General features: G+C 63.7%; 10 protein-coding genes and 3 pseudogenes. 6 read left to right on the top strand and 7 right to left on the bottom strand.

Annotated features, from left to right (window positions below):
• Positions 1–1472: pseudogene (gene istA / locus OEZ60_RS18410) on the bottom strand (IS21 family transposase); the annotation flags it as partial.
• Positions 1473–1598: 126 nt separating this feature from the next.
• On the opposite strand from istA, the pseudogene OEZ60_RS18405 reads away from it, so the two are divergent.
• Both OEZ60_RS18405 and OEZ60_RS18400 read left to right on the top strand, forming a co-directional pair.
• Positions 1599–2059, top strand: a pseudogene (locus tag OEZ60_RS18405) (sigma 54-interacting transcriptional regulator); the annotation flags it as partial.
• Positions 2060–2653: a hypothetical protein gene (locus OEZ60_RS18400; RefSeq protein ID WP_263339400.1), complete on the top strand. Its 594-nt coding sequence runs from the start codon at positions 2060–2062 to the stop codon at positions 2651–2653.
• 18 nt (positions 2654–2671) lie between these two features.
• Here the strand turns inward: OEZ60_RS18400 and OEZ60_RS18395 are convergent.
• Both OEZ60_RS18395 and OEZ60_RS18390 read right to left on the bottom strand, forming a co-directional pair.
• Positions 2672–3207 (bottom strand): annotated as a pseudogene (locus OEZ60_RS18395) (RNA 2'-phosphotransferase).
• Positions 3182–3463, bottom strand: a complete 282-nt coding sequence (locus OEZ60_RS18390) for a hypothetical protein (protein WP_263339394.1) — start codon at positions 3461–3463, stop codon at positions 3182–3184. The pseudogene OEZ60_RS18395 and the gene OEZ60_RS18390 overlap by 26 nt, the downstream one beginning before the upstream one ends.
• Positions 3464–3579: 116 nt before the next feature.
• On the opposite strand from OEZ60_RS18390, the gene OEZ60_RS18385 reads away from it, so the two are divergent.
• From OEZ60_RS18385 to OEZ60_RS18375, 3 genes are all read left to right on the top strand, one after another.
• Positions 3580–3864, top strand: a complete 285-nt coding sequence (locus OEZ60_RS18385) for a hypothetical protein (RefSeq protein ID WP_263339392.1) — start codon at positions 3580–3582, stop codon at positions 3862–3864.
• Between the two features lie 1027 nt (positions 3865–4891).
• Entirely contained in the window at positions 4892–6439 is a 1548-nt protein-coding gene (locus tag OEZ60_RS18380; RefSeq protein ID WP_263339390.1) for a hypothetical protein, read from the top strand.
• Positions 6436–7971, top strand: a complete 1536-nt coding sequence (locus OEZ60_RS18375) for a hypothetical protein (protein WP_263339387.1) — start codon at positions 6436–6438, stop codon at positions 7969–7971. Before OEZ60_RS18380 ends, OEZ60_RS18375 begins: the two co-directional genes overlap by 4 nt.
• A gap of 100 nt (positions 7972–8071) precedes the next feature.
• Here OEZ60_RS18375 and gyrB read toward each other — a convergent pair whose 3' ends face one another.
• Positions 8072–10510 carry a DNA topoisomerase (ATP-hydrolyzing) subunit B gene (gene gyrB / locus OEZ60_RS18370; RefSeq protein ID WP_263339385.1) on the bottom strand — a complete coding sequence of 813 codons (2439 nt, stop codon included), beginning with the start codon at positions 10508–10510 and terminating at the stop codon, positions 8072–8074.
• A gap of 330 nt (positions 10511–10840) precedes the next feature.
• On the opposite strand from gyrB, the gene OEZ60_RS18365 reads away from it, so the two are divergent.
• Entirely contained in the window at positions 10841–11320 is a 480-nt protein-coding gene (locus tag OEZ60_RS18365; protein ID WP_263339384.1) for a GNAT family N-acetyltransferase, read from the top strand.
• A gap of 391 nt (positions 11321–11711) precedes the next feature.
• Here OEZ60_RS18365 and OEZ60_RS18360 read toward each other — a convergent pair whose 3' ends face one another.
• From OEZ60_RS18360 to recF, 3 genes are read right to left on the bottom strand one after another with little or no spacing between them, the layout of a single operon-like run.
• Positions 11712–12338, bottom strand: coding sequence for a LysE family translocator (locus OEZ60_RS18360; protein ID WP_263339381.1), 627 nt, complete (start codon positions 12336–12338; stop codon positions 11712–11714).
• 38 nt (positions 12339–12376) lie between these two features.
• Complete coding sequence (locus OEZ60_RS18355; protein WP_263339379.1) at positions 12377–12817, bottom strand: VOC family protein; 441 nt, start codon at positions 12815–12817, stop codon at positions 12377–12379.
• Complete coding sequence (gene recF / locus OEZ60_RS18350) at positions 12814–13929, bottom strand: DNA replication/repair protein RecF (protein WP_263339376.1); 1116 nt, start codon at positions 13927–13929, stop codon at positions 12814–12816. Before recF ends, OEZ60_RS18355 begins: the two co-directional genes overlap by 4 nt.
• Between the last annotated feature and the right edge of the window lie 40 nt (positions 13930–13969).

Here is a 13969-nt window from a genome sequence, read left to right as displayed (position 1 = left end):
GCGCATCCGGCGTCGCGATTGTCAGCGGCGGCGGCGGCTCGCGATGGCGCGCCAGGATGTTCAGAACGACGCCGGCGGAATGGACGTTGTGAGACAGGGCCTCGGCGCAGGCGGCTTCGACGGCGTCCAGCCCATCAATGAGCACGGCCCCGAGTATCTCGACCACCTGTCGATCACCACCAGGCTGGCGTTCCAGCTTGCGCTGCACACGCCTCAGGGCCGCTGGCAGATCCCAGTCCTTGAACGGCGCCCCGTTGCGCAGTGCGCCGGGCTTGCGCGTCAGAACCGGGATGTAATGGAGTCGATCGTAGATCGTCTTGTCGCGGCCGAAGGCCCGATCGTGCCGGCCCACGACCTGACCATCCTGCCAGCATTCCAGCCTGTCGGCATAGGCTCTGATCTCTACGGGCCGACCAACCGCACGGGCGTCGACCGAGTAGCGGTTCTTGTCGAAGCGCACGAGGCAGGTTTTGGACACCGACGCCGGGACGGCATGGAATCCGTCGAACGGGCCGACATAAGGCACCAGGCTCGACCGCTCGGCTTCGAACACTTCCCAGATCGGCTTGTCTGGGACGTCGGGGTGCCGGTTCGCCTTGACATAGGCGACGCATCGGTCCTCAAGCTAGGCGTTCAGTTCGCTATAGGATCTGAACTTCGGCCGGGGCACGAAGAACCGCCGCCGGAGCACGCCCACCTGGTCCTCGACCTGGCCCTTCTCCCAACCCGAAGCCGGGGTGCAGGGCCGTTCATTGTGGCGCCATTGGTTCAAGCCCAATGGACGGCGGCTCGACCAGATAGTGCCCGCACATCTGCTGGAACCGGCGATTGTAGGCGCGATGCTTACCAACGAAGATCGTGTCCACCGCCGTCTTCATGTTGTCGTAGATGCCCCGGGCGCAGGCTCCACGAAGAACGCGAAGGCCCTGTCGTGCGCGTCGAACACCATCTCCTGGGTCTCGCGGGGATAGGCCCGCACAAACGGCATACGGCTGTGGCAGAGACGGACATGGGCGACCTTGACCGTCGTGGTCACGCCGTCGAGAGATCACGATCTCATGGCTCCAATCGAACTGGTAGGCTTCGCCCGGATCGAAGCTCAACGGGACATAGGCGCTGGCCGACGCCTCCTGTGTCGCCTTCGACCACCTGGCCGCGTAGCGCCGCACCGCATCATAACCGCCGCCGTAGCCGCGGTTGCGCAGCTCCTCGTAGACCCGGATCAGCGTCAGGCGTTCCCGCTTCGGCCGTCGGGCATTCTCGGCCAGCATGTCATCCAGTTCGGACCGCCAGGGATCAATCTTCGGACGCGGCTGCGTCGTGCGGTCATAGGTGAACTCGGTCGCGCCCGATCTGATGACTTTCCGCACCGTGTTCCGCGGCAACCGCAACTCGCGGCAGATCTGCTTGATCGACTTGCCCTCGACGAAATGCGCGCGCCTGATCTTCGCGATCGTCTCCACAACCAACATCCCCTGACTGCTCCCTCATGTCTTTGAGGAAGCTTCTGATCAGAAATATCAGGGGGGTCACTTTTGGACGCCGATCACCCCAAGATGGGAGTCAATTTTGCATGCTGATCCACAGAATACAGCGACTTGCTGAAAGGCGGGATCGAGACGAAGAGCCCGGCCTACAACGCTGTCATCGACCGGACCGAACTGGTCGCGGGCACGTCCGATGCGCCGATCCTGCTATTAGGCGAAAGCGGCACCGGTAAGACCGAACTGGCGCAGCGGATCTACGAACTGAAGCTGCAAAGGCGGCGGGTGAATGGGCGTCTTGTGCAGATCAACTGCGCCACCCTGCGCGGCAGCTTGGCGCTGGCGACGCTCTTCGGGCAAAGGCGTAGCCATACCGGGCAGGCGGGGAGCGAGCGCGGCGGGCTTCTGCACGAGGCGAGCGGTGGAGTGCTCTTTCTCGACGAGATCGACGAACTGGGGATGGACGAACAGGCCGCCCTTCTCCATGCGATCGAGACTGGGCGTTACTATCGCTCGGTTCCGATCACGAAGTCACGAGCCGCTTCCAGGTCATCGCCGGCACCAGCCGCGATCCGGTGCGGCTGACGGCCGAGGGCCGGTTCCGCCCCGACCTTCTGGCGCGGCTCAACATGTGGCGCTTTCGCTTGCCCGCCCTGCGAGAGCGTCGCGAGGATATCGAGGCGAACCTGATCTACGAACTCGCTCGTGCCGAACGCGAGCTTGCCGCGCAGGTCGGGTTCAACACCGATGCGCGCGACCTATACCTGCGCTTTGCCCGCGATCCCGCCACGCTCTGGCCCGGCAATTTCCGCGACTTCGGCAGTTCGATCCGCCGGCTCTGCACCCTCGCCCCGCGCGGCCGGATCACCCGCGCAATGGTCGAGGAGGAGATTGAGGGCCTCCGGGAGGGCTGGCAGGGTGCCGATGCGGACGACGATTATCGCCTGCTCGCAGATATCCTCGGTGACGCCGCAGCCGCCATCGACCCTTTCGACCGCGCGCAGCTTTCGGAAGTTGTCCGCACTTGCCGACGCTCCTCCAGCCTGAGCGATGCCGGCCGTCAACTGTTCTCCGTCTCGCGCAAGCAACGCAAGACTACAAACGACGCCGACCGCCTCAGGAAGTATCTTCAGCGCTTCGGCCTGGAATGGGCGACGCTGATCGGATGAACCTGCGCGTTGTCGACCTCATGCGATCCCGAACGTCAGGTACACCGCCGGAACATTTCCAGTGATCCAGACGCCGTTGTCGGCCAGGAAGAATACACGGCCGTCTCGATGCATCCTGCCGGCCTCTACACGTGATACCGTGGGCTTGCCATGAGGCCGCCCGACGGCGCCGGCGGTCTCGGGGTCGAGTGACAGGTGGACATGACGCCGCTGCCCCGGCAGCAAGCCTCGGCAATGATCCGGTCGAGATTTGCCCGCGCGGTTCCGCGACAGAGAACCTCCGGAGGCTCTGCGGGCGGCAGATCGAGATCGACCTTGATCGAATGATCTTGGGCAGCCCTTGACCTCAAACCGTCGTCAGACAGCGTGAAACGCTGCTTGTCACTCGTCGTAATGATCTCATCGAGCGGCCCTCTCGTAAGCGGCTGTCCAGACTGCTTCATATCGCGTAACAAACTGTCGATCGACACCCACCCGTTCTTGTCGAGTTGCAGGCCGATCCGCTCCGGTGCATGCCGCAAGATCGGGCTAAGAAATCTGCTGTCCCGGCTCACAATGCTGCTCCTGACGCTTGACGGTCAGGTCTGTGACCACCCATTGCGGGAGTTTTGCGCGATGCGCCACGATAGCAGCCGACAAGGGCAGCATCGCATGCTCCCTTTGCTCACCGCTTGCGCGGTCATAGACTTCGTCAGATCGACGATTCTCACAAGGTGGCCCCCTGCGAACGGCGCCGTCGAGGAAACTGCCGGGCAGTACGAGGCCCGCATCGATCAACCGCTTCTTCAGATGCTGTGAAGACGTCGACATCTGTCGCGCCAGAACGGAAAGCGGGGTGTAGCGTGACAGGAATCCGGTGAGGGCGCGAATGTGATCTTGCCCGCTGTTTCCCGGCAGTCTGCGGCAAAGAGACCTTCCTTGCACCGATGCGCAACGCACTGCGCCTTGCAACCGATCGCCGCAGCAACATCGTTGGCGGTCAGGATGACATGCCGAGAAACCGATGTCGTGATAGCGAGCGCATCGCGCGCGGGAAAACGGAGATCACCGAGGCGTGCGATCTCCCTCGGCGGTACGCAGCGCAGTTTCCCCGTCGCGATGGCATTGTCGGCGGCCAGGATCGCCTTTCGGTCCGTCGTGCGACGCAGATTGATCTCGTGGAAGCGATCGTGTCGTCATCGGACGGTTGCGCGCGCCCGATGATCCGGTAGACGAGCGTACGGATCTCGGACCGACGATAGGGGCCATCGGTCAACGCCGGGCGATCGGATGGAGCGTAGGACTGGTGCAGCCCGGCGGCCACAAAGAGCCGAAACTGGTTCTTCGACAGGCCAAGCATCTCGCCCGTTTCGAGGCCAGTGAGATAATCACGCCGGTTGAGCTGAATCTCCCGAATGACGGACTCGCGCACCGAGCTATGACGATGGCCGATCCCCTTCCGGGACACGCGACCCTCGACCTCGCGCCGACACCGCCGAAACAAGACGCTCCGCGCGGATACCAATCTGCCTCGCGGCTTCGCTCGCCGGTATCCATAGCGGACGCTCAGTATTAGCGGGTGCGCCCTTTTTGAGATCCCACATTATCAGCCGCCAGTCTGCAGACGACACCAATTCGGCCGTTCGTAATCTCGGCAGCGAATGTCCGCCTTTCGCACCCCGGAGCGCATATCAGCAAGGCACCCCAACCGCTTTGCGCTGGCGAGGTACGCCGCGACGGCGGCGACAGCCCGCTCGGCTCGTACACCCAGGCGCCGAGCCGCTTCGGCGGCTGAAATCCAGCGCTCGTCGAGGATGTTTCCCCTCTGCGCATAGGGGTTCCCGAAGTTCGTGGCGACCGTCGACACAACACGCTCCTGCAGCACCTTCGCATGCGGGGCCGGAGAACGAGAAGAGTTGCTGATACCATCGGCCAAGGCGCTGCGATGCTGTCTGTCCCTTCCTCGAAGAGTGCTTCCAGCGCCGTATCACTTCCCTGCCGAAGCCTCCTGGCCAATCGAGGAGCAGGTCAGGAACCGACCGCATGTAGCTGGCTGTATCATCCACGGTTCCCGGGAGGTTTCCGCACCGCCGAAATCGTCCGCGTGGCCTGACCAGATCGGGGAAAGGGGAAGTCACGCCTAAAGCGCGAATTGCGCAACAACGCCCTGGCGAACGTCCCTCGCTGCCGCCACACATTTGCCACGATTCAATCGGAGCTTTTGAGGCGAGTAGTGGTGAGTGCATTCGCGAGGTAATTGTGGAGCGATTTCATTCAATCGCCATTTTGGTACTTTTACTTGTTACCGCACCGGCGGGGGCTCAGACATCGGTTAATGACGCGCGTCAAGGTCTGGCGGCGGGTGATTTCGCGACAGTCGAATCCATCATCGGTGGATTGAGTGAAACGGCGCTTGAGACGCGCGACTTCTCCGAATTGCGCGATTTCTATGGGGCGTTGTTTGTAACGGCGAATAGCGACCGCTTCGCGCAGCAAGGGGCCTGGCTCGCAGCATATCCGGACTCGCCCTTTGCCGCGGCCGCCCTTGCCTGGACACACTTCCACCGTGCGGACTTGTACCGGGGGACGCAGTTCGTTGGGCGGACATCTCGTGAGGCCATGGCGGCACATCGCGAAGAGCTTTTTCTGTCGAAGGACATGGTCAGGCGTGCTCTATCCGAGGATCCGAACTTCGTGCCGGCGCTCGATCTGTCGATCGTTCTCGCCCAGTACCTTGGTGGCCAAGCCATGGTGCCCGCGATTGTTGATCACGCGCTCGATGTCGCGCCAGATCGCCACACCCTAACGCTCGGGCTGACGGCTCTCTCGCCAATGTGGGGCGGCGGGTTCGGAGAGCAACTCAGTCTCTGCAAGGATGCGATCGACCGGCTTGCCGAGTTCGATGAAGAAGCTTGCCTGATCTACATTACGTTCGGCAGCAGACATGGCGGCGAGCTGAGGCAACGCGCACTCGCGGCACTTGAGCAGAGTGACGACGACTTTCTCGACTTTGCTCGGGCGAACGCATACTTGAATGAATGGCGCGAAAAGCCAGAAGCGGCCGAAGAGTCCATGCGGATCCTTATGGCTACGCTGGGGCCCAACGTGTCAATCGACCACTTCGACAGCTCCCTGCGCACGATTGCGTTCCTGTTCAAGCAGCCTTTCTTCGAGATCGAAGCCGAAGAGGCATTGCTGGAAACACTCAGAGAACGGCTTCCGGACGATCCGCAGAACTATCGTATCCTCGGCCGAATTCTAACCTCGATGTTCGACTTGGTGCGGCCAGGCGACGGGCCCGACCAGATGGAAGAAGCGAACGAGCTGTGGCGCGCGATGCTGGTCCACGGAGCCTACCTGCCTGAGACCTGGAGGGCGGGCGAGCGACTGGAAGGCTATCAAGGGAATTCGGCCAGGCCCGCACTGATCGGACCCTACAAGGTCAATCAGATCTACTACAGCAATCATAGCCCTGCCGAGCTCGGATCCTATCTCGTTTATCTCCGCCAGATGCACAAACTGGCGAGCGAATCCGACCCGCTTCCACCCTGGGCGACATTGTCGGATTTGGGCGACGGTGTCGTGCTGTGCCCGATGTTTCGCGCGCAGCGGCTTTACGAACATATCTGCGACTACCGGCCGGACGATCCTGGTTGCGACGGCTCCGCTTGGAATACTGAGGACACGATGGGGGTTAAACGCATCATGACCAGCGCCGATGCCTGCGCCTGGGAGCGGACAGCACCGATCGAGGAACTCGCATTCGAGCCGGTACCCGTTTCGCACTTCCTCTCAGGTGACCTATGATCCGTTTTGCACTGACCTTGCTGCTCCTCGCGCTTGCGCAGCCGTCTCTGGCGCAGGAACCTGTTGAGCAGGTACGCGCTCTTCTCGATGCCGGTGACATACAGGGACTGGAGCAAACGCTGGGCGCCCTTCACGACGAGCAGCGCAAGGGCGGTAGCGCACGAACTCTCCGCGACGTGCATGCGCGCCTGTTTGAGACCACGCACCCCGAACGGGGAGCAGTGATCATGCGCTGGAAAGAAAGCTACCCGGAGTCGGTCTATGCCGCGACGGCCGCAGCATGGCGGGCGATCAAGATATTGGAAGCGACCGGCAACCTGGAAAGACGCTATCACGAACCGGTTTCGCCGTTCGGCTTGGCGGCCTGGAGCGCGGCAAGGGAAGACGCCAGCCGTCTCATCGGCGAGGCGCTCGCGCTTTCGGATGACTATACGCCCGCCCAGGATGCCTGGTTCCGCTTGGGTGAAGCGTTTCCGGATCCAGGCAGGTTCGGCGAGATGCTCGACCTCATGATGGCGTCAGCGCCGGAGGCCGATAGCATCCGGATCATTATCGCAGCGACCCAGGGATGGTCTCCCGATCGCGAGCGGACCGCGGTCGGCTTGTGCTTTTCACTTGTGCGGTTGATTGCCGACTACGGCGTCGACAGGTGCGTGGTCGAAGCGGCCATGCGCCATAGTCTTGTCGGAGATGTGTACGCGGCGGCGGCCGAGGCGTTGAAGCAGATCGACGACCCGGAGCTTGACTGGGCGCGCGCCAAACACGCTGTATTTGCCGAGAACCCGACCACTTGGCAGCCCGACCAGTTGATCGCATGGCACCACAGCGCGCTGCCCGCGACGACGGACCTCCAAACCTATGTGATCATCGCTGACCAGATCGCCTCGCTCACCATGCGTTCCGATTTGCGCGCAAAAACATCAGACTTGGTCCTTGCCCATATTGCCGCACTGGCGCCCGACAACCCGTTCGACCCGTCCTTGCGACGCATCGAGGCGCAGCTTCACCTGGAGGCATATCAAAACAGTGGAGATGCCGCAGATCTCGCCCTTGCCCGCACGGCCTGGGAGGCCGCCATGGTTCATGGCGAAAATGACGGCGCGCTCTGGCAACTGGGCAGCAAACTGGCCATCGCGGACCGGCCAGCCTGGGGCGTCGCGGCGGCGATCGTCTTTCATGATAACGCGATCGCCCATTCCGGGCAGAGCATCGCTCAGCTGGTCATCACATTCAAACAGTTGGATCGCGCCTGGCGCGCCGCCAATGAAGCGGACAGTGCCGAAGAAGGGGTTGCCGAGGCGCTGGTGTCTCTCCCATGCCCGATGCTGCACTCGGTTCGCCTGCTGGATGCGCTTTGCAAAAGAGCCTCTTCAGTTGGGTCGCTTTGCGACCCGACGAACCCACCCGTCGAGCACGGAGCCGAGGTGTTGGCCGCTGGCTCCAGTGCCTGTCCGGAAGTCGCCGGCGCGCGACTGTCGGCGTTGCAGTATCACGTCACCCCTTATGCAAAGGTGACGCTGCCTTGGAAATGATCCCGGCGAAGTACGGGTATTGACCCCTGAAACAGGCCACCCGATCGGGACAGACATCCTTGCGACCGCCGAACTCGGTCGCGATAGGACCTACATTGGCTCAGAAGTCCAAATTCTCGACGCTCAGCGCATTCTGCTGGATGAACTCCCGCCGTGGCTCCACGACGTCGCCCATGAGCTTGGTGAAGATGTCGTCAGCCTCCGCGAGGTCGTCGATCTTCACCTGGTTCAGCACCCGCGCCGCGGGGTCGAGCGTGGTTTCCCAGAGCTGTTCGGGGTTCATCTCTCCGAGGCCCTTGTAGCGTTGCAGCGTCAGCCCTTTCTCGCCCTCGGCGAGGATCGCCGCCAGCAGCTCCATCGGCCCGTGAATGAGCTGCTCGCGGTCCTTGCGCACCAGCTTCGCGATGCCGCCATAGACCTCCTGCAACGCCGCGGTATGGGTCGCGAGCCGCCGCGCCTCGCCCGAGCGCAGGATCTGGCCGTCGAGCGTGCGGACCTCCTCGACGCCCCTGAGCGAGCGCGAGAACCTCAATCCGTGGTCCTGGGTCGGACGGCCCTGCCAGCCGCGCTCGTATTCCACCGCCACCTCGTCGAGCCGGCGCGAGACCTCGTCGGCCACGCCCTGCGCATCGGCATCGACCCGGCCCGCGACCAGCGCGCCGGCGATCGTCGCCTGTTCGAGGATGTGCATCGGGTAATGCGTCGGGAAGGCCATCAGGCTTTTCCGCACCACCCGCGCCTCCTCGACCACGCGGGAGAGATCGGCGCCGGTGATTTCCTCGCCGGTGCCGAGCCGCAGCACCGCGCCCTCGACGCCCTGCTGGATGAGGTAATCCTCCAAGGCCGCCTGGTCCTTGAGGTAGACCTCCGACTTGCCGCGCGCGACCTTGTAAAGGGGCGGCTCGGCAATGAAGAGATGGCCGTGCTCGATCAGCTCCGGCATCTGCCGGAAGAAGAAGGTGAGCAGAAGCGTCCGGATATGGGCGCCGTCGACGTCGGCATCGGTCATGATGATGACCTTGTGGTAGCGCAGCTTGCCGAGGTTGAACTCGTCGCGCCCGATCCCGGTGCCCAGAGCGGTGATCAGCGTGCCGATCTGCTCCGAGCCGAGCATCCGGTCGAACCGCGCCCGCTCCACGTTGAGGATCTTGCCCCGGAGCGGCAACACCGCCTGGTTCTTCCGCTCGCGCCCCTGCTTGGCCGACCCGCCGGCCGAGTCCCCCTCGACGAGGAACAGTTCCGACAAAGCCGGATCCTTCTCCTGGCAATCGGCGAGCTTGCCCGGCAGCGAGGCGACATCCATCGCCGTCTTCCTGCGCGTAAGCTCGCGCGCCTTCCGCGCCGCCTCCCGCGCCAAGGCCGCCTCGATGATCTTGCCGACGATCACCTTGGCCTCGGCGGGATGCTCCTCGAACCACTCGCCGAGCTTCTCGCCCACGAGGTTCTCGACCGCCGGCCGCACCTCGGAACTGACCAGCTTGTCCTTGGTCTGCGAGGAGAACTTCGGATCCGGCACCTTGACCGACAAGACACAGGTCAGCCCCTCGCGCGCGTCGTCGCCGGTGAAGTCGACCTTCTCCCTCTTGGCGATGCCCGAGGATTGCGCATAGGCGTTGATCGTTCGCGTCAGCGCGCCGCGGAAGCCCGCCAGATGCGTGCCGCCGTCGCGCTGGGGGATGTTGTTGGTGAACGGCAGCACCGTCTCGTGGTAGCTGTCGTTCCACCACATCGCGACCTCGACGCCGATGCCGCCGCGCTCGCCGGTGATGAAGATCGGCTCGGGCATCGCCGAGGTCTTGTGACGGTCGAGATATTTCACGAACTCGCGCACGCCGCCGTCATAGAAAAGCTCCGTGCGCTGCAATTCGGCGCCGCGATTGTCCTCGAGGATGATCTTCACGCCGGAATTTAGGAAGGCGAGTTCGCGCAGCCGCGTCTCCAGCGTCTTGAACACATAGTCGAGGTTCGAGAAGGTGCCGTTCGGATCGTTGACCTTGGACGCGGCGAGGAACCGCACCTCGGTCCCCTTCTCGCCCGGCGCGGCATCGCCCACGACCCGCAGCGGCTCGGCGGTCTCGCCATGCACGAACTTGGCGTAATGCTCCTTGCCGTTCCGCCAGATCCGAAGCTCCAGCCAGTCCGACAGCGCGTTCACGACCGAGACGCCGACGCCGTGAAGCCCGCCCGAGACCTTGTAGCTGTTCTGGTCGAACTTCCCCCCGGCGTGGAGCTGGGTCATGATCACCTCGGCGGCAGAGACGCCCTCGGTCGGGTGCATGTCGGTCGGAATCCCCCGCCCGTTGTCGCGAACCGAGACCGAGTTGTCGGCGTGAATCCGCACCCGCACGAAGTCGGCGTGACCGGCCAGAGCCTCGTCGATGCCGTTGTCGACAACCTCGTAGACCATGTGGTGCAGGCCCGAGCCGTCGTCGGTGTCGCCGATATACATGCCGGGCCGCTTGCGAACAGCCTCCAGGCCCTTGAGAACCTTGATGGAATCGGCGCCGTATTCGCTCGGCTTCTGCGTCTCGTCGGTCATGCCCGCTCGCCCCGGTTTTTGCTGCCCATCTTATAGGGGCTGCGGGGGGGATTGTCACGCCGAAGCCACAAGATTTAGGGGTGCGGGCGAGGTCGAACACGGCGCGCGGAACATAGTTCGTCTGCCCCGTCGCGTCACCCTCCCTTCCTGATGCGGATGGCTGTCTTGCGGACGAAGCAGTCGTTGGCGGCATTCGCTACTTTGTGGTAGCCTCCGGTCCGTAACATCTATTTGTAGGAGGCTTAGTCACCGCAAGTCCATTGCTCCTGTGCGGACCCAAGAGTAACCTCCACATCATCGCTGAGCATAGTTCTCTTCAGGACTCCGCAGATGGCTTCGCTCAACCTGGTGATAAGGCCTGCACGCGCCGGTGACGGGGCCTCGGTATTCGAGATCACCCGCGATTCCGTTGCAGGGCTGGCCGGAGACTTCTACTCGGAACAGCAGATCATTAACTGGATGGGTGAAAGAACCCCCGAGTTCTATGAAAATCTCATATCGCATGGCCGTATGTTCGTTGCGGTGCGAGAGGATGGCAGGGCGGTCGGGTTCGTCGATACGGTGCCTGGCGAGGTGACACGAATGTTCATCTTGCCGGAGGCCGCAGGTCAGGGCCTGGGATCGCACCTGCTAGCCCTGGGAATCGCCAAGGCATCGGAGGGCTTTTCTGGTCCGATCACCGTGGAAGCTACACTGAACGCCGTGCGGTTCTACGAGAAGCACGGCTTCGTGGCGCTGCACCGCTCAATTTCTTCTCACGCGGTGGGTGGCGCCACCTTCGAGATCATGCACATGGAACTTGTGAAATGACACCAATGTACTTTTCAACCAACGCAGTTTCTGTCCTTGCGGAAACTGGTTCGCATTTCTCTGACAGCACCCTTTAAGAGGGTGCCCGGGCAATCTCACCCGACCGACATCTGCCACGGATGGGCTAAAACAATCCTCGAACGACGAAAATACATCAATGCCAAGACCATAGAGAAGCGCCGCTTGCTGCATCGACAAAGCGCGGCAAAAGCAGAAAGCTCAATGAGCCCGGCCTACCGTTCGAAATCGGCTGCTCGCATTCCAATTCATCTGCAGACGAACACTCATCATTCGTTGCATCTATGGGCAGGCGGAAAGTAGCAACAGGAATCGCGACCGGCAATTTGGGAATGACCGCTCTGGGCTCGATGCGGCCGTCAAGGCTCAGGCTTCAAACCTCCACCAGCCCGATCACCAGCCCGACCGCGATCAACATCACCCCCGCCGTCACGTTGATCCGCCAGAGCGCGCGGGGCGACTTCAAGAGGCTCCGCGCCTCGCCGACCAGCAGTGCCAGGAGGAGGTTGCCAATCAGCGGCACCGTCATAGAGGCCAGCGCGATCGCCACGATGTCGGGCGCGCTCACATGGCGCAGGTCGAAGAAGCCCGGCAGCACGCCCATGTAGAAAAGGACCGCCTTGGGGTTGCCGAGGATCGCCGCGATCCCGGCCATGAACCCCGCCCATCGCCCCGGCCGGGTCAACCGCCGGTCGGTCGAGACCGGCTCGCCCGCGTGGCGGATCAGGAGCCAGCCCATCACGACGAAAACGACGACCGCGACATAGCGCATGACCGTCATGAACTGGTCGAACTGATCGACGACCCAGGCGAGCCCGAAGATCGCGACCAGCGGCCAGACGAGATCGCCGATGGTGACGCCGACGGCGAGCGGCCAGGCGCTCGCGAAGCCACCCGACAGCGCGCGCGCGGTGAGCGCGACCCAGACCGGCCCGGGCGTCAGCCACAGGAGGCCGAGCGCGCCGGCATAGAGGAGAAGGGAGGCGGGGGTGACGGTCATGGCGATCTTCGTCCGGTGTCGGTACGCGCGCTGTACGCTTACGGCACGTCGGCTGCACGGGAAATGTTCAGCGATCCGTCCTCTTCGAGCGGCCAGAAAGGATTCATCGCGACCTCCCAGACATGGCCGTCGGGATCGGCGTAATAGCCTGAATAGCCGCCCCAGAACACCTTCTCGGGCTTCTTGAGTGCCTCGGCCCCGGCGGCGACCGCCGCCCTCCACGCCGCACCCACTTCCGCCTCGCTCGAAAAGTTCTGCGCCAGCGTCATCGCCCCGGTCCCGAGCCGCACACCGGGTCGCCCCTGATCCTCGGCCAGCGCCGCGCGTCCGAAGAGACCGAGCACCGCGCCATGGATCTGGAAGAAGACCACGTTCTCCTGCGCCTCGGCCGGATGCCAGCCGAGCGACTCGTAGAAGGCCCGCGACCGGGCGAGGTCGTCGACGCCGAGGGTGATGAGCGTAACCCGTTGTGGTGTCATGACAAATCCCTCTCTCTCACGGTCGACAACCCGCTGTCGTCGGTCACTTCGAACGCCTGCGCCCGGGCGCCCAGCGTCTCGAACAGTTCCGCCCCGGTCCCGGTCAGGAAGGCCTGTGCGCCCAATGCACAAAGCTCGTCATAAAGCGCGGCGCGGCGCCCGGCATCGAGATGGGCCGAGACCTCGTCGAGCAGGAGGATCGGCGGCGCCCCGAAATCCTCGGCCAGCGCACGGGCATTGGCAAGGATGAGCGAGATCAGCAACGCCTTCTGCTCGCCGGTCGAGGCCTGCGCGGCAGGCATGCCCTTGGCCGCATAGACGGCGCCGAGATCGGCCCGGTGCGGTCCGATGAGAGTGCGCCCCGCGGCCATGTCGCGGCTCCGACCGGCGCTATAAGCTTCAGCCAACGCACTGGCACCATTGGGAAAATCATCTCCTTCCGGCCCGAGGATCGTCAGATCCGCCACCGGAAAGGCGGTCTCCGCCCCCGCCTGTGCGGCGGTCACCCGCGCCACCGCGGCGGCACGGTTCGCTTGGATCGCCGCCCCCGCCTCGGCCATCTGCGCCTCGAGTGCCGCGTACCAGCCCGCGTCGCGCACCTCGTCCCGTAGAAGCCGGTTCCGCTCCCGCATCGCCTTTTCATAGGCGAGCACCGCCTCGGCATGGGAGGGCTCGAACGAGAGCGTCATCCGGTCGAGAAACCGCCGCCGCCCCTCGGCCCCCTCGATCCAGAGCCGGTCCATCGCCGGCACCAGCCAGAGCATCCGGGCGATCCGCCCCAAGGCCGCCTGCGCCGCCGCCTTGCCGTCGATCGTGACCGCCCGGCTCGCGCCCGGTTCCGCGAAGGTCTCGACCTCGTGGACCTGGTGCAGGCTCCGGAGTTCCGCCCTCAGCTTCCAGCCGAGCGCCTCCGGCCGCCGCGCGATCTCATCGGGCGTCGCGCGCCGCAAGCCCCGCCCCGGCGACAGGAGCGACACCGCCTCGAGAATGTTGGTCTTGCCCGCCCCGTTCGGCCCGAAGATCGCCACCGGACGGCCGTCGAACGCGATCTCCGTCCGCCGGTGCGAACGGAAATGCGACAGGAGCAGAAATGTCACGGCAAGCCCCGGCAAGACCGCTCAGCCTTTCATCTTGCCAATAATATCCCCGCCG

Source organism: Albidovulum salinarum (assembly GCF_025673475.1).
Lineage (GTDB): Bacteria > Pseudomonadota > Alphaproteobacteria > Rhodobacterales > Rhodobacteraceae > Albidovulum > Albidovulum salinarum.
The sequence above is the reverse complement of the archived record's forward strand: the minus strand, read 5'-3'. Positions and strand labels throughout refer to the sequence as shown.